Origin of the sequence: Paenibacillus rubinfantis, from assembly GCF_001486505.1 — a bacterium.
Lineage (GTDB): Bacteria > Bacillota > Bacilli > Paenibacillales > Paenibacillaceae > Fontibacillus > Fontibacillus rubinfantis.
In genome coordinates, this window is the sequence record NZ_LN909055.1 from 56,416 (window position 1) to 72,507 (window position 16,092).

18 protein-coding genes are annotated in these 16,092 nt (G+C 54.0%); 2 read left to right on the plus strand and 16 right to left on the minus strand.

The window, feature by feature from the left end; all coding sequences use genetic code 11:
* Positions 1–3: 3 nt before the first annotated feature.
* From BN3277_RS01375 to BN3277_RS01425, 11 genes are all read right to left on the minus strand, one after another.
* Complete coding sequence (locus BN3277_RS01375; protein ID WP_059040533.1) at positions 4–1,065, minus strand: sensor histidine kinase; 1,062 nt, start codon at positions 1,063–1,065, stop codon at positions 4–6.
* Positions 1,062–1,520 (minus strand): GAF domain-containing protein, encoded by a 459-nt coding sequence (locus BN3277_RS01380; RefSeq protein WP_059040534.1) that lies wholly within the window; start codon positions 1,518–1,520, stop codon positions 1,062–1,064. The genes BN3277_RS01375 and BN3277_RS01380 overlap by 4 nt, the downstream gene beginning before the upstream one ends.
* Before the next feature lie 27 nt (positions 1,521–1,547).
* A complete protein-coding gene (gene narI / locus BN3277_RS01385; RefSeq protein ID WP_059040535.1) occupies positions 1,548–2,246 on the minus strand; it encodes a respiratory nitrate reductase subunit gamma in 699 nt (232 codons plus the stop codon).
* Positions 2,233–2,808: a nitrate reductase molybdenum cofactor assembly chaperone gene (narJ, locus tag BN3277_RS01390; RefSeq protein WP_059040536.1), complete on the minus strand. Its 576-nt coding sequence runs from the start codon at positions 2,806–2,808 to the stop codon at positions 2,233–2,235. The genes narI and narJ overlap by 14 nt, the downstream gene beginning before the upstream one ends.
* Positions 2,801–4,348 carry a nitrate reductase subunit beta gene (gene narH / locus BN3277_RS01395; RefSeq protein ID WP_059040537.1) on the minus strand — a complete coding sequence of 516 codons (1,548 nt, stop codon included), beginning with the start codon at positions 4,346–4,348 and terminating at the stop codon, positions 2,801–2,803. Before narH ends, narJ begins: the two co-directional genes overlap by 8 nt.
* Complete coding sequence (locus BN3277_RS01400) at positions 4,338–8,015, minus strand: nitrate reductase subunit alpha (RefSeq protein ID WP_059040538.1); 3,678 nt, start codon at positions 8,013–8,015, stop codon at positions 4,338–4,340. Before BN3277_RS01400 ends, narH begins: the two co-directional genes overlap by 11 nt.
* Positions 8,016–8,296: 281 nt before the next feature.
* Complete coding sequence (locus tag BN3277_RS01405) at positions 8,297–8,680, minus strand: GNAT family N-acetyltransferase (protein ID WP_232436296.1); 384 nt, start codon at positions 8,678–8,680, stop codon at positions 8,297–8,299.
* Between the two features lie 19 nt (positions 8,681–8,699).
* Positions 8,700–9,098, minus strand: a complete 399-nt coding sequence (locus tag BN3277_RS01410) for an NUDIX hydrolase (RefSeq protein WP_059040539.1) — start codon at positions 9,096–9,098, stop codon at positions 8,700–8,702.
* 27 nt (positions 9,099–9,125) lie between these two features.
* Positions 9,126–9,614, minus strand: a complete 489-nt coding sequence (locus tag BN3277_RS01415) for a DMT family transporter (RefSeq protein WP_059040540.1) — start codon at positions 9,612–9,614, stop codon at positions 9,126–9,128.
* Between the two features lie 12 nt (positions 9,615–9,626).
* Positions 9,627–10,325, minus strand: coding sequence for a Crp/Fnr family transcriptional regulator (locus tag BN3277_RS01420; protein WP_059040541.1), 699 nt, complete (start codon positions 10,323–10,325; stop codon positions 9,627–9,629).
* Positions 10,326–10,366: 41 nt separating this feature from the next.
* Complete coding sequence (locus BN3277_RS01425) at positions 10,367–10,792, minus strand: DMT family transporter (RefSeq protein ID WP_059040542.1); 426 nt, start codon at positions 10,790–10,792, stop codon at positions 10,367–10,369.
* A gap of 181 nt (positions 10,793–10,973) precedes the next feature.
* Here BN3277_RS01425 and BN3277_RS01430 point away from each other — a divergent pair, with 181 nt between their 5' ends.
* Positions 10,974–11,534, plus strand: a complete 561-nt coding sequence (locus tag BN3277_RS01430) for a GNAT family N-acetyltransferase (RefSeq protein ID WP_059040543.1) — start codon at positions 10,974–10,976, stop codon at positions 11,532–11,534.
* Between the two features lie 255 nt (positions 11,535–11,789).
* On the opposite strand, the gene BN3277_RS01435 is transcribed toward BN3277_RS01430, so the two are convergent.
* Entirely contained in the window at positions 11,790–12,218 is a 429-nt protein-coding gene (locus BN3277_RS01435; protein WP_059040544.1) for a MarR family winged helix-turn-helix transcriptional regulator, read from the minus strand.
* Positions 12,219–12,367: 149 nt separating this feature from the next.
* On the opposite strand from BN3277_RS01435, the gene BN3277_RS01440 reads away from it, so the two are divergent.
* Positions 12,368–13,852 (plus strand): MFS transporter, encoded by a 1,485-nt coding sequence (locus BN3277_RS01440; RefSeq protein WP_059040545.1) that lies wholly within the window; start codon positions 12,368–12,370, stop codon positions 13,850–13,852.
* Between the two features lie 48 nt (positions 13,853–13,900).
* On the opposite strand, the gene BN3277_RS01445 is transcribed toward BN3277_RS01440, so the two are convergent.
* The 4 genes from BN3277_RS01445 to BN3277_RS01460 form a co-directional block, all read right to left on the minus strand.
* Positions 13,901–14,191, minus strand: coding sequence for a hypothetical protein (locus tag BN3277_RS01445; protein ID WP_059040546.1), 291 nt, complete (start codon positions 14,189–14,191; stop codon positions 13,901–13,903).
* A 56-nt stretch (positions 14,192–14,247) separates the two neighbouring features.
* Positions 14,248–14,874 (minus strand): nucleotidyltransferase family protein, encoded by a 627-nt coding sequence (locus BN3277_RS01450; RefSeq protein ID WP_157688665.1) that lies wholly within the window; start codon positions 14,872–14,874, stop codon positions 14,248–14,250.
* Positions 14,867–15,514, minus strand: coding sequence for an XdhC family protein (locus tag BN3277_RS01455; RefSeq protein WP_059040548.1), 648 nt, complete (start codon positions 15,512–15,514; stop codon positions 14,867–14,869). The genes BN3277_RS01450 and BN3277_RS01455 overlap by 8 nt, the downstream gene beginning before the upstream one ends.
* 79 nt (positions 15,515–15,593) lie before the next feature.
* Positions 15,594–15,962 (minus strand): XdhC family protein, encoded by a 369-nt coding sequence (locus BN3277_RS01460; RefSeq protein WP_059040549.1) that lies wholly within the window; start codon positions 15,960–15,962, stop codon positions 15,594–15,596.
* Positions 15,963–16,092 lie beyond the last annotated feature (130 nt).

Below are 16,092 nucleotides of genomic sequence, written 5' to 3' on the forward strand. Positions count from 1 at the left end.
CACTCACGGAGATACAGCCCCAAACGGAACCCGTAGATGGACAGTTGTCCCTTTCCCTAGCCCAGAGGTAATCATGACCTCTCCTCCCACGAGCTCGGCGCGCTCCTTCATCCCGTAGATGCCAAGACCGGTTCCCTTGGGGTCGTTCGTATTGACGTCGAATCCGATGCCGCGATCCGAGACGATCAGCTCCAGCATATGCTCCGAGGCAAACAAACGCACGTCCACCTCGTCCACATCGGCATATTTCAAGGCGTTAAGTACCGATTCCTGGCACACGCGGTAGACAACCGTTTCTACTTCACTATTAAATCGCTGGCCGCTTAGCTCTGCCACAAACCGCACCAGTACGCCGTAATTCTTCTCGATCCACTTGAAGTGCGACCGGAAGGCGGCGTCGAGGCCGAGATCGTCCAGGGACGCCGGCCGCAGCTCGACCGAGAGGTTGCGGATTTGCTCCAGCAACCGCGTGAGCGATGCTTCGGTTTGCTGGATTTTCTGCAGGGCCTCCTCCTGCACGTTCAAATATTTTAACACCCGAAGATCCACTAACGAGCTGATTAACTCTTGCGCTACGCTATCGTGCAGCTCGCGGGAAATTCGCTTGCGTTCGTCTTCTTGGGCTTTAATGACGCTTTTCATCATCGTGTTTCGGTTCAGCATTTGCTGAGTCATCAGCTGATTGGTCAGGTCGCGTAAAATAAGCACCCGAACCCCTGCCGCTCGATCTACTGTTTGAAAGCTGGCCGAAAACGGGACTACCCCTTTGGTTTTCGTCTCCAAATAGAGTTGAAAGGAGCTGAAATCCTTCTCCGAGTTGGACAGATAGCAGTTCAGACAGGACATCGGTTCTTCTTCACTGGTGTAGCCGCGGCAGGAGAAACAAAACGCATTGCTGTCCGCATCGCTTGGTTCTTCCAGCACCCGACGGTCCAACAGCCGTTCAGCCTGCGGATTCATCGACATTACCCGATGAACGGCATCAAAGAAAATGATGGCATCGGAGCTGTGTTCAAAATGCTTATAAAGCAATTCAACCGGTATATTCAAGGATGACGGATTCATGGGGTCAACTCCTTGATCTCAAAATCTCCAAATCTGCCTTGCAGCCATCCATACAGCTGGTTTAGCCCTTCCTGGGACATCCGTTGCTCTCCCCGATAGCCGGCGAGGAGAACCCCTTCCACCCGGTCCGCCAGATATAAAGGGATCGCAGCCAGGCTCGACAACCGCTCCGAGATCAGAATCGGATAATTGTACATCTCTTGCGGGTCGAGCCCTTCGGCGACGCTCGAAACCAACATGGGATTGCCGGTTTTGAACACGATGCCGGCAACGCCTTTGCCCGATTGGAGAACGATGCGCTTGTAGCGATTGTTCAAGTTGCCCGAGGCATACTTCCAGGTAAGGATGAAATCGTTGACGGCGGACTCAGCAAAAGCCAGCGACACGAAGTCATAACCCATCTGTTCTCTTAATTGATCGATCAGCACCTGGTAGCAACTGGAATTTGGATTCATGTACTCGTCTCCCTAAACTTCAAATCCTTAACGTCCCGCAGTATGCGAGCGATTCTTCCTATAAAGGATATAGCTTCTTCGGGCATAATTCAAGGGTACGCTCCAGACATGAACGAGACGGGTAAACGGCCATAAGGCAAAGATCAGAAACCCTGCCAAGATGTGGATTTGGAATGAGATCGGTACCTCCGCCATATAGGAAGCTTCCGGCCGGAAAATCAGCAGATTGCGGAACCAGACGGAAATCGTCTCCCGATAATCAAAATCCGGCTGTACGTTATTCGTCACCAGCGTGGAGAACATCCCCATAAAGACGATAAACAGCAGCAGTCCATTTACGATCATATCCGACGCCGAGCTAAGGCGGCGTACGTTCTTCATGGTCAATCGGCGCGACGTCAGAATCAGCATGCCAGCGAAAGTAACCACGCCAAAGAATCCTCCGCCATACATTGCCCCGATATGATACAGATGCTCACTCACGCCAAGGGCGGTCATCCATTCCTTAGGAATGCCTAATCCGGCTACATGACCCATAATGACCGGAATAATCCCGATGTGAAACAACATGCTTCCCAGCATCAATCGTTTCTTCTCGATGAATTCGCTGGATTTGGCCGTCCAGTTAAATTGATCGTAACGGTAGCGGAAAATATGCCCCACTACGAATGTTGCCACGCACAGATACGGGAAGATGACCCATAAAAATTGCTCAAACAGACTCATGAATCTTCACCTCCTGCGACAAACACAACTTGAACGTTTCACGAAGAGCTTTGACTAGCTCATAATAAGGGTTATCCTTCGACTCCAGCGACTTCATTAATTGAAAAGTGCCATCCTCTAGAATCGTGATGACCGTTAACATCCCCGTCTCGCCGTGCGGATGATTCAGCCAATCGGCTGCATAGAGGAATTCTAGCATCAGCGGCAGGAAATCGGGCAATTCCCGATCCTCCATTTCCAGGCCAAACATCTCATAAACTGCTTTGAGCGAAGTCAGCAATTGCCCACGGTCTTTGGAGTCCTCATATTTGGAATAGGTCATATAGAGCGTTGACGATTTCTCAAAATCGAAGGTATCCACGTACAGTTCCTCGATCTCTTCCATGCTAAGCGCAAGCATCTGTTCCCGATATCTCGTCACTGGGGTCATTATGGCCGGAGGCAGGACGTCTTCCCCGCTCTCACGGATCAAATCGAACGTTTCCTTGTCGGGATAGACGAGTTGTCCGGCAAAAAAGCCGAACAACTCGCGATGTTCATCCAGTTTCACCAGATCAATCACGCCAAATCCCCCCGTAGAAGTTTTGTTCGTACAGATCCCGTCCGCTCTTGGTGCTGCTAGCTGGAATCGGAGTTGCCGGGCCGCAGCCGTCGCAATCCATGCCGAATCCTGCGGTGCCTTGCGCCCGGTACGGATCCATATATCCTTCCTTATGCGAGGTTGGGATAACAAACCGGTCCTCATATTTAGCGATGGCCAGCAGGCGGTACATCTCTTCGATCTGCTGAGCGGTTAATCCGACACGAGCCAAGCGGTTGTCGTCAAACGGCTGCTTGGAGAATTGCGCGCGTTGGTATTGGCGCATCATCGCCATCCGTTGCAGCGCGATTTTGACGGTGGAGGTATCTCCAGCGGTTAAGAGATTAGCCAAGTATTGCACCGGCGTTCTCATTTCCTCAATCGCCGGGAAGATCAGATCCGGATTCTGAATCGAATCCTTGCCTTCGAAATGGCTCATGATCGGGCTGAGCGGTGGTACGTACCATACCATCGGCAGCGTGCGGTATTCCGGATGCAGCGGGAATGCCAGCTTATATTCAATCGCCAGTTTGTAGACCGGTGAATTTTGCGCCGCTTCGATCCATTCCTCGGACAATCCGTCTTTGCGGGCCTGCTCGATAATCTTCGGATCATTCGGGTCAAGGAATAAGCCCAGCTGCGCTTCGTACAAATCCTTCTCATCCGGCGTGGAAGCCGCTTCTTGTACGCGATCCGCATCATACAGCAGCACGCCCAGGTAGCGAATACGCCCGGTGCAGGTTTCGGAGCACACCGTAGGGAGTCCCGCTTCGATTCTTGGGAAGCAGAACGTACATTTTTCCGCTTTGTTTGTTTTCCAGTTGAAGTAGACTTTCTTGTAAGGGCAGCCCGTCATGCAGTAACGCCAGCCGCGGCAAGCTTCTTGGTCGACGAGGACGATGCCGTCCTCATCGCGTTTGTAAATGGCGCCCGAGGGGCAAGAAGCGACGCAGCTTGGATTTAAGCAATGCTCGCAGAGACGAGGCAAGTACATCATAAACGATTGCTCGAAGTTGAATTTGATCTCCTCTTCGATCTTCTCGATATTTGGATCCTTCGGACCGGTGATATGGCCGCCGGCCAGATCGTCTTCCCAGTTAGGTCCCCAATCCAGGTCCATCTTGTCACCGGTGACGACGGATTTGGGACGAGCGACGGGCTGGTGCTTCTTCTCGCCCGAATTCGTCAGCTTCTCGTAATCATAAGTCCACGGCTCATAATAATCTTTCATCTCCGGCATGTCCGGGTTGTAGAAAATTTTACCAAGGGCGATCTTCGACAGCTTGCTGCCGGATTTCAATTCCAGCTTGCCGTTCTTCAACGTCCAGCCGCCTTTGTAATGCTCCTGGTCCTCCCAACGCTTCGGATAGCCGATGCCCGGCTTCGTTTCGACGTTGTTGAACCACATATATTCGGCGCCTTCCCGGTTTGTCCAGGTGCTCTTACAAGTGACGCTGCAGGTGTGACAGCCGATGCATTTATCCAGGTTCAACACCATGGCGATTTGCGCTTTAATCTTCAAGCCAGTCGACCTCCTTCAGTTTGCGCACGGCAACGTAGACATCGCGCTGGTTGCCGATCGGTCCGTAATAATTGAAGCCGTAGCTGAGCTGGGCATAACCCCCAACGAGCTGCGTTGGCTTCAAATGGATTCGCGTAGGTGCATTATGGCTGCCGCCCCGCTCTCCCGTAATTTCCGAACCCGGTACATTGATGTGCTTATCCTGAGCATGATACATAAACATCGTGCCCTTTGGCATCCGGTGGCTGACCACCGCTCTCGCCGTGACGACGCCGTTGCGGTTGTAAACCTCCAGCCAATCGTTATCGTTAATCTGATGCGCTTCGGCATCCTCATTGCTGATCCATACGGTTGGACCGCCGCGGAACAAGGTCAGCATGTGCAGGTTATCCTGATACGTGCTGTGGATGTTCCATTTGCCGTGCGGCGTTAAATAACGCAGCACCAGGGCATCCTTACCTCCCTCAACCTGCTTGTCTCGCGGACCAAATACCATTGGCGGCAGCGTTGGTTTATAAACCGGCAGCGCCTCCCCGAATTGCAGGAAGATTTGGTGATCCAGATAAAAATGCTGGCGTCCGGTTAACGTCCGGAACGGTACCAAGCGCTCGATGTTGGTCGTAAACGGCGAATACCGGCGTCCCGATTTGTTCGAGCCGCTGAATACCGGTGTCGGAATGACCTCGCGAGGCTGAGCGGTAATGTTTGCGAACGTAATTCGTTCTGCCGCACGGTCCGCAGAGATATCCTTCAGTTCCACACCCGTATCCTGCTCGGCGGATTCCCATGCGCGCTGCGACACTTTCCCGTTAGTGGCCGACGACAAATGCAACACGGCATTCGCCGCTTGTCTTGCGGTGCGCAGCTTCGGTCGACCGTTTTTGATCGTATCGTCGATATAGGAGCCGTTGATTTTCTTCAAATCCTCGTACTCTTCCTTGACGGAGAACGATACCCCATGCGCGCCGACCTTGCCGGTTTCCAGGTTAGGTCCAAGCGTGATGTACTTGTCATAGATCTTCGTGTAGTCGCGCTCGACTACGGTAAAGCCTGGCATCGTTTTGCCGAGAACCGGCTTCACTTCGCCGCGCTTCCAGTCCTTCACTTCGCCAAAAGGTTGGGCGATTTCAGCCATCGAATCATGACCCAGCGGCGAGGAAACCAGGTCTTTATATACGCCCGGCATATGCTCCTTGGCCATCTCGGACAACACGCTGGCAAGCGTCCGGTAAATATCCCAGTCCGTCCGCGATTCCCACAGCGGATCGATCGCCGGGTTAAACGGATGCACGAACGGGTGCATGTCGGTCGAGGAAATATCCACTTTCTCGTACCAGGTTGCTGCAGGCAGGACGATATCGGCATACATCGGAGTTGCCGTCATGCGGAAATCCAACGATACGAGCAGATCCAGCTTGCCTTCCACGTCATCGCGCCAGACGATTTCTTCCGGCTTCTCTTCTTCGTTCGGGTTGGATAACAGCCCGTTATGCGTCCCCAGCAGATGCTTCATAAAGAACTCTTGCCCTTTCGCCGAGCTGGAGATCAGGTTCGAACGCCAGACAAACAGCGAACGCGGGAAGTTCTCCGGCGCGTCCGGGTCTTCCACGGCAAACTTCGTTTCGCCGGAGACCACTTGCTCATAGGCATGCTGGATGATCTCAGCGTTATCCGTTTTACCTTGAGCAGCCGCTTCTTCGGCAAAGGCTAAGCTGCTTTTATTAAACTGCGGGTATGATGGCAACCAGCCCAATCGAGCGGCCAGCACGTTGTAATCCGCGGGATGTTGGTACGGGATGTCGCCGCCGGTTGGCGATTTCAACGAATCCGCGCTCATCTCCTCATATTTCCATTGGTCGGTCGCAAAATAGAAGAACGAGGTAGCGTTTTGCAGCCGCGGCGGCGCTTGCCAGTCACGGGCAAAAGCGATCGTCGACCAGCCTTCGATCGGCCGGCATTTCTCCTGTCCGACATAGTGAGCCCAACCGCCGCCGTTCACGCCTTGAGATGCCGTCAGCATAACAAGGTTCAAGATCGAGCGGTAGATCGTATCGCTGTTGAACCAGTGGTTAATCCCGGCGCCCATAATGATCATCGAGCGCCCGCCGGTGTCGAGGGCGTTTTGCGCAAACTCGCGAGCGATTTGCACCACCAGCGAGGCTTTGACGCCGGTGATCCGCTCTTGCCAAGCCGGAGTGTAATGCGATTGTGCATCATCATACCCCTTGGCGGTATGCGTGCTGCCCGGACGGTTCACCCCGTATTGGCTAAGCATCAGGTCGTGGACCGTTGCCGCCAGACGAGTAGTTCCGTCAGCTAAAGTAATGGTTTTCGCCGGAATCGTCCGGGTGAACGTGCCATTCCCAGCCGCGTCGAAATAAGGGAAGGCGATTTCCGTCCATGCTCCTCCGTGCGGCTCAACCGACAACGCCGGTTCAATGCGGCTGCCGTCTTCCCGATCGAGGATCAGATTCCATTTGACATCCTTCTCCCAGCGTTGGCCCATCGTTCCGTTCGGCACGACCAACTCGCCGGCGGCCTCGTCATAAATGACCGGCTTCCATTCCGCATGTTCTGTTGTCTGACCTAAATCGCTGGCCCGCAGGAAACGTCCGGCCTTATATCCGCCTTCATGCGGATCCAGCAAAATCAGGAACGGCATGTCCGTGTATTGTTTCGCGTAGTTCAAGAACATCGGTTCTTGGCGTTTCACGTAGAACTCATCCAGGATGACATGCGTCATCGCTTGTGCGACGGCGGCGTCGGTCCCTGGATGCGGAGCCAGCCAGTTGTCGGCGAACTTAACATTCTCCGCATGGTCCGGTGCTACGGAGACCACTTTGGTTCCTTTATAACGGACCTCGGTCATGAAGTGGGCGTCCGGCGTCCGCGTGAGCGGCACATTGGAGCCCCACATGATCAGATATCCAGCGTTGTACCAGTCAGATGACTCCGGTACGTCGGTTTGCTCGCCCCAAATTTGCGGCGAAGCTGGAGGCAGGTCGGCATACCAGTCATAGAAACTAAGCATCTCACCGCCCAGCAAAGAGATAAACCGCGCGCCTGAGGCGTAGCTGATCATCGACATGGCTGGAATCGGCGTAAATCCGGCAATGCGATCCGGACCGTATTTCTTAATGGTATAAAGTAATTGCGCTGAAATCAGCTGGGTGGCTTCTTCCCAGGTCACGCGCACATGGCCGCCTTTCCCGCGGGCCTCTTTATAGGATCGCGCGGCTTCCGGGTTCTCCACGATGCTTGCCCAAGCCTCCACGGGATTCCCCTGAGACTTGGTCATTGCCTCGCGCCATAGACGCAGCAGTTTGCCGCGCATATAAGGGTATTTCACGCGCAGCGGGCTGTACTCGTACCATGAGAACGAGGCGCCACGCGGGCAGCCGCGAGGTTCAAACTCAGGCATGTCCGGTCCGCAAGACGGATAGTCAATCTGTTGATTTTCCCAAGTGATGATGCCGTTCTTCACGAACACCTTCCAGCTGCAAGAGCCGGTGCAGTTCACCCCGTGCGTCGTACGCACCACTTTGTCATGCGACCAGCGGCCGCGGTACATATTTTCCCATTCCCGGCTTTTCTCTTCGATTTTCGTCCAGTTGCCCGAAATCGTTTCCGGTTTCTTAAAAAAGCTAAGTCCTGTTCTTCGTTTCATGGAAGCGTTCACTCCTTCATCGCCCAAATGAATGCCTTTGACGGGGAATCAATGGTATTCGAGCTTCTGATTCCATTATGAAACTCTTCGCTCCCGCTTCCCATCAGGGAATTCCCTTGGCCTGTCGGAGAATGCCCTATAACGACAAAAAAACGCCCATTGGCGCTTTTTCGGTCAAACGTATTTCGTTATTCTCGTATATCCCTAATATACCAGGCATCGCAGGCGAAATGCTCCGAACCCGCGAGGGGGGCTTGCAGTTGCCGGAAGCCGTGTTTGCGTTAAAAACGGTTCGCCGCCTCCATCGTCTGCAACGTCTCCAGATAACATTGCTCGTAATGACGCTTGGCGAAATCCAAGCAGGTCGCAAGCAATTGAGCGGCGATTCCCGTCCCGCGGATTTCGACCCGCAGGTACATTTTCTGCAACTCGCACACCTCGGCGGAATCGGCAAACGGAGCAATCCCTGCCCCGCCCACGACCCTCCCGTCCTGCTCCACGACCCAGTAAGCTCTTCCCTCCGGCTCATAGTAGCGGGAGAGCTCACGAAGGCTATCGTCTTGCCAGGCCAGTCCTTCTCGGTTGCCGCCGAACTCGATCAAGCAATCGCGGATCACGGCCTCGATCGCCTCGTTATCCTCCGCTTGCAAAGGTCTAATGATCATCGGGTGTCCCTTCCTTCCGTCACAGCAAATCCATCTCATGGAGCCGATCAAAAATCATCCGGCTGATCAGCGATGTCCGATCACGCTCCGCGTAGCTGAGCCATGCCATTTCCTCGATCTCGGAGGCCGGCTGGAGCGCGCCCTCAAAATCCGCAAAATAGCACATCATCCGCACAAGCACGCCCTCCGGCTTGCCGTCCGCCTGCGCTTCGAACGTTTCGAAATACCGGATCGTATCCGGCTTCACGGCAACGGACAATTCCTCTTGAACTTCCCGTTGCAAAGTCTCGTGATCCGACTCCCCTGGTTCTCTTTTGCCGCCCGGAACATAAAACAACGCTTTCCCCTTGGAACGAACATTTAACATACGTCCATCACGCAAGCAGATCCATGCGATTTTATCGATGTTCCCTTCCATAATCAGCGCCTCCTGACGTCCCATCCCTTAATTTAAAGCCTCTCTCTTCTGCACGGAGGTGTCTTTCTCGCTCTCGCGTCCCCCGCCCAGCTTAAATACAAAGATTCCGCCAACAATGATCAGTACCCCGACCAGTTGATTTAGCGTAAACGGCACCTTCTGCAAACCTAACCAGCCCAAGGAATCAAACAGCAAAGCAAAGCCAAGCTCCGAGGTCATCACGATCGCCACCGCGTAGGTTGGACCAAGCAGTTTGACCCCTTGCACCATACAGGTGACGACACCAACGCCGATCAAGCCGCTGAACCAAAACCAGGTTTGCATCCCTCCTAGAGATGTAAACATCCCTCGCCCCTCAAACACCAGACCGATCAGAAACGAAGCTACAAACCCCAGTCCCAACACCAGCATCGTGGTCGTCCAATTTCCCGTCTGCTCATTCACCTTCGTATTAAACACGTTCTGCATCCCCACCAACGCACCTGCAGTTAACGCAAACAAGATCCCAAACAGCACATTCCAGTCCCCCTATTCGTAAATATTTCGGCTCGCTAGTTCGCGGAGCCCTTCCCGGTCCTTCACCGTGATGCCCTCCCGGCTCCGCTCGATCAAGCCTAATGTCGCAAATTTCTGCAATACCCGGTTCAAATGGCGGTAGCTGGTGCCGATCAAATTGGCGGCATCGGCCAGATCGGCCGTGCCTAATTTCCCTAGGAACAAGGCATCTCCCTCGTCAAAGGAAACGGACAAGAGATAGCTCGCCAAGCGGATCTCCACCGGATACAGCAGATTAAAGCTCATCGAGCTGGATTTCATGTAGAACTTCTTCGTAATGATGTCCAGGAGAAAATAAAGCAATGGCGAATGATCGGCGCCGTATTTTCGCAGCCAGCGGTATTCCACCCCAATCATGTGCACCGGCGACACGGCCTCGACCGTGTTAATAATATCTCCGTCCCGGATATATTCGACATCTCCGATGACCTCAAGTGGATTTTTGAAGGAGATGACCAGCGTGCGGCCTTCCGGGGACGTGTTGTAGATTTTGATTTTCCCCTTGACCAGTACGTACATCGAATGCGACGCTTCGCCTTGCGTGCAGATCAATTCACCTTGATCAAACCCATACAGCGTGAGATAAGGCAACAGCGCTTTGGGAAACACCTTCCGGAGTCCAAACGATTCGATATATTCGGCTAGTAAGACGCGGTCTGCTATTTCTTTCATGTCCGTTCTCCTTCCTGTATTAAGGCCATCGCAGGTTTCAGCTAAAATTTGAGAATTACGATCCCGGCGATCATCATCCCAATCCCGATAAATTGCGGGAGACGCATTTTTTGCTTTGGCACGCCAAACCAGCCCATGCTGTCGATCAGGAAAGTCATACAGAGCTGGGCGATCAAGACAGCGGAAATAGTCAGAGTTACCCCGACCTGTTGAATCGCCGTGACATTGGTAAAAATAATGATGGCCGCCCAAGCGCCGCCGCTAATGTATAACGGGCGTACCCGCCGTAAATCTTTGACCCCTCCGTCGCGGACGCACAGCCAAATGATCAGCGCCGCCGCAAAGCCGGTGAACTGGGTTAACGCCGCCGCCGGCCACGTGCCGATATCCGCGCTGATCCGCGTATTGGCTACCCCCTGCAGGGTGATAAACGCCCCGGCCAAAAATGCAAACAACAATCCCCTCATATTCTTTCTCTCTCCTCTTCTCGCTCCTCGTTAGCGGACCCAATGACGATCCTTTATGTCAATACTTTATTAAAGGATATCTTCTGCCGTTTGGAAAGGACATATGTCCTGAATGAGGATTCTCCAAATACAGGTTACAATAGATAGAAAGATAAGATCACTAACCAACGGAGGAAAAGACATGCCTTGGTCATTCATGACCTTAACCAAATGGGATCAAACCTGGTGGGATCAATGGGGACCGATCTACCGGGAAGCGTTTCAGCACGGAGCCAAACCGGAGAAGGTGCTGAGGAGCATGCTGGATCGGGGGATCGCCAGCCTTCATGCCGGGCTTCAAGATGGCGAAACGGTGGCGATGGCAGTCACCGGCGTCAGCAGCGGTCATAGCCGCAAACGGTTAATTCTCGATTATATGGCGGTTCGTCAAGATCACAGAGGGCAAGGGCTTGGCCATCGCTTCTTCTCCCAGATCCGCGACTATGCTGTCATGGAGCATCACGCCGAAGCGATCTTGATCGAAGCCGAAGCGGAGGATACAGAAATGAACCGAGAACGTCTGCGCTTTTGGATCGATTGCGGGTTCATTGCCACGCCTTACGTTCATCAATATATTTGGGTACCTGAGCCGTACCGGGCTTTGTATCTTCCCTTAAAGGAACACTTTACTTTGACGGATGGCGGACAGTCGTTATTTCAGGATATCACGTCATTTCATCATCGCTCGTTTCGGGGACAATAATTGAAGCTAAGTTCATTGGTAGCGCGCGTAATAAAACGAAACTAACAGTAAAAACTACTGCTAATTTTCATCCATTGCCGTAATTGTCTGAATTAACCGAAAAAAGTACCGTTATTTTCGATCGAACCCCGCGTTTTCGAACAAATCGGCCCAATTAAAGGTAGAATTTACTGTTAATTCCCCTCGGTGGCGTAAATCGCGGAAAATAACGGTACGATTTACCGTTAATCATCATCATCGACGTAGGATTGCCCTCTAATTGTTAGGTTGCTTGCTTTCGTAAACTTTGGTCAGCAGCGCCTGTAGCTGGTTTTTTTCCGCTTCACTTAATACGGACGTCAGCCGGCGGTTAAAATCGGCTAGCATCTTCCGCAGCTCGGGTTCAAAGGCGCGGCCTTTTTCCGTTGGATATAACAAGATCGATCTGCGATCACGCTCGTCCACCCGGCGCTCGATATAACCGGCTTCCTCCAATTGCTTGACGCTGCGGGTCGTGGTTGCCTTATCGAACTGGACCAAGCTGGTTAACTGATCCTGGTTTAAACCGGGTTTCGTTAATATCGTCAACAGATAGCTGTGATTCCCCCCGCTACCGATTCCGTACGGCTTCAACATTGCAGCCATTTCCTTTTGGTTGATCCGTTGAAGATAAGTAATTAGTTTGCCAACGGAAGGATTGTCCATGCCTGTGCACCTCTTTGCATTTTCGGGTTTACGCAAATTTTACCTGATAACAGTTGCGCCTGCAACTAAATTGGAGTACACTGGGAATGTTTCATTAGTTGCGGGTGCAACAAAATGGATTTGGATGGAGAAATGAGAGGTGTAGTGTAATGAGTTCCCCTAGTTCGGGCCCTCGCCCAACTTCCTATCAGGAAGATCCGGACATCCAACGTAAACGTTGGTTGATCCTGATCGTATTAAATTTGTTTACATTCATGTCGACGCTGGACGGCAGCATCGTCAACATTGCTTTGCCTGTTATCTCCAAGGAGCTGGACTTAAGCGTAGCTCAGGCTGAATGGGTTGTCACCGCGTATTTGATGATGATCTGCGCGGCAATTCTCTTCTTCGGCAAGCTGGGAGACATCGTGGGCAAAATCAAGGTTTTCAAATGGGGAATGGTGATCTTTACCGTCGGCTCCTTGCTGTGCGGCTTTAGCTTCAGCTTGCCTCTGCTCGTCGGCTCCCGCCTGCTGCAAGCGCTTGGTGCATCAATGACGATGGCCAACAGCCAGGGGATTGTCACCGACATCTTCCCGGCCAGTGAGCGAGGTAAAGCGCTTGGGCTTATCGGTACCTTCGTCTCTTTGGGCAGCATTGCCGGCCCCAGCTTGGGCGGCGTGATCGTCTCCGCGTTAGGCTGGGAGTATATCTTCTGGGTGAACCTGCCCGTCGGCCTTATCGCAATTGGCATCGGCTGGAGAATGCTCCCGGCGGATCGCACCAAATTGAAGGTAAAGGTTGATAAGACGGGCAGTCTGCTGTTTCCGATATTTATCCTGGCCTTATTCTCCGGCTTGCTTCTAGGGCAGCAGATCGGCTATCGGGACGTTCGAATTGTGGGCGCTCTTGTGCTGGCGGCGGTCGTGTTTCTGGTGTTTCTCTGGATCGAGAAACGCAGCGAAGCCCCGATGCTTCAGCTTACTTTATTCCGCAACCCGTTGTTTAGCTTAAGCATCCTGACCGGGTTCCTGGTGTTTGTCGCTAACTTCTGCTTTAATATCATCGCGCCTTTTTATACACAGAGCATCTTAAACCTCACGCCTTCCCATGCCGGGCTTTTGATGATGTTGTTCCCGATCGTTATGGTGATTGTGGCGCCGCTGAGCGGGGCGTTGTCCGATAAGATCGGCTCCGAGATGCTGACGTTTGCCGGACTGATCGTGATGGTTATCGCGCAGATCGGGCTGGCTCGTCTGCACGGCACCAGCCCTGTTGCGCTGGTTGGTGTATGGATCGCCCTGCTTGGCCTTGGGAGCGGATTGTTCCAATCGCCAAACAACTCGCTGGTCATGTCGAAAATCCCGAAAACCCAGCTTGGCATCGCAGGCAGTATTAATTCCCTGGTGCGTAACATCGGGATGGTTGTCGGGATCACGGTCGCGACCACCACCTTGTTTAGCGTCATGAGCAGCCGGGCCGGTCGCCGGGTCACCGGATTAGTGCCGGATCGCCCAGATCTGTTCCTGTCCGGCATGCATGTGGTGTTTATGACCTCGGCCTCCATTTGCCTGGTCGCTGCAATTTTGACCGGCTGGCGGTTTTGGTCCGCACGACGCTCGCTGCGGCGCGAGCAAGTCCGATCCTCGGTCTAAACCAAAAAATCCGTACAGGTGTAGGATCACACCCGTACGGATTTTTTCTTAATTCGTCCATTCGATCCCTTCCAGAATCCGATATTTCAATAACGCGAGCAGGAAATCCTCATAAAAATCTTTGCGCACGATGATCTTGTATTGACGCTCTTGATCCTGGTTGAGGTAAAACAAGACGTCGGTATACACGTCATTGTCCTCGAATCGTCTTTGCACTTCCCGCATTTTTGATAGCAGCGGTTCGTCCTGCAGGAAAGTCAGCTCGAATTCCACGTCTTCGTCATTTGCCGTCTCACGGATCCGGATCCGTTCCGAATCAAAGCGGTAGGTCAGCGGCATGTCACGTCCCCCTCATGCTTGAATTGCCCTTAGGATAACGTGTCTCCTCAGCGAAGTCAACTTTTGGAAAAAACCGACATCCGGTATCGCTCATACTCCTCCGGCGTGTCGATATCGCGGGGCGCGGGACCGGGAATCTTCACCTCATGGATCTGATCCCTGTATCGCCGCAGCAACTCTTTGGCGCCAACGTCCCCGTCCAGTTCCTTTAATGCGGGGTATAGCTGGGCTGCGAACAACACCGGATGCGCCGGACGATCCTCATAGACCGTTTGCACAATTCCGGCACCGGTTTGGATGAATCCTTCCGTTACTTGCCGTATCACATCCGGCGAGATCTCCGGCTGATCGCCCAGGATGATTTGAATCGCCGCCGGTGTATAACGCTCTTCCAGCTGCCGGATCCCGGCCGCCAGCGAGGCGCCGAGTCCCCGGTTGGCCTGCGTCGTTGTCAGCCATTCCACCGGCAGATCCTCAACATGCTCGCGCTGCAGCGGCCCTCCTTCGGCGGCGATGATCGCCACCCGCACATTGCCGGCCGCCAGCGCCTGATGCATCGTTTGCTTGAGCAGATTTCCGCGCGGCGCCGGCAGCAGCAGCTTGGGTTCCCCCATCCGCCGGGATGCGCCGCCCGCGAGAATTAGCGCCCACACTTCTCCTGAGTCCGCTCTGCGCTTAGACACGGCAGGATTCCGGGAAGGCAGGTTCATCAAGGAAAGAAGTCCGCGATGAGGACAAGGCGTTCTCGCTGCTTTCGGCGCTAGCTGTCCCCTTGCGATCGCGCAGGAAACCGCCGCGGCGGCCGTTCTTGACGGCGGTCATTTCCGCCAGGATGCTCATGGCGATCTCCTCCGGCGTTTCCGCGCCGATGTCCAGCCCTACTGGCGAATAAAGGTTGTCCAGCAGCTTGGGGTCGATTGCGCGAACCGGTTCACCCGGGGTCCGACTTGGCTCAAGGATCTTCTCCAGCCGATAACGGGAACCCACTAGCCCGAGGTAAGCAACCTCCGGCGTTAGCATCCGATGGACTGCCTCCCGGTCCAGATCCAGGTTATGCGACATGACGACGACGTATTTGCCCCGAACGTCGACCTGCTCGAACGCAAGACGCGGGATGACCCGCAGCTCGTCGGCTGCGGGAAACCGCTCCCGCGTCGCTTTATCCGTCGCATGGTACGCGACGGTCACCCGCCACTGCAGCCGGCGCGCCAGGCTGCAGAGCAAGCGCGCATCGTCGCCAACGCCGACGATGATCAGCTCCGGGCGCGGTGCGACCCGCTCCAGCAGCAGCTCCAGCTGCGTGCTGCCCTCGGTGCGTCGCACCAGCCCGGCCCCAGTGGCTCCACATTCCCTTCCCCTTTGCACTCCCGCATCGGCCCATAAATCCTGTCTCTTATACACTTCAGGATGTGTATAGGAGACAAATCCGGTCCGCCGCGTCCGGCGCACGAACCGGATCAAACGGCTCGAGCCACACCGTGATCGCCCCGTTGCACCCCAGGCCGATCCCCCACACCTCGTCTTCCCCGATGCGGAAGTCGTAAAGCAGCTTGCGCGGCTCCAGGGTACGCAGCACCTCCTGCGCATGCTCGCGCAGGTCCTCTTCGATGCAGCCGCCGCTCAGGATGCCCGTCACCTCGCCATCGGTATGTATGAGGCATCGCGCCCCTTCCCGGCGATAGGCGGAGCCGTCCACATCAACGATGGTCGCAACGACGCAAGCCCGGTGTTCCGACCGGCAATCGTCCAGCGCATGGATGAGCTCCTCCATCTTCTCGTCATCTCCCGTCTTCGTTCGTTTTCTGTGATGTCCTCTGAAAGAAATCAGCCTCAGAGAGCCGCAAAGTTGCATTTTGTACAACATTTTTGAGGAGTGAATTCCCTCCCCGGCTCAAATGTTG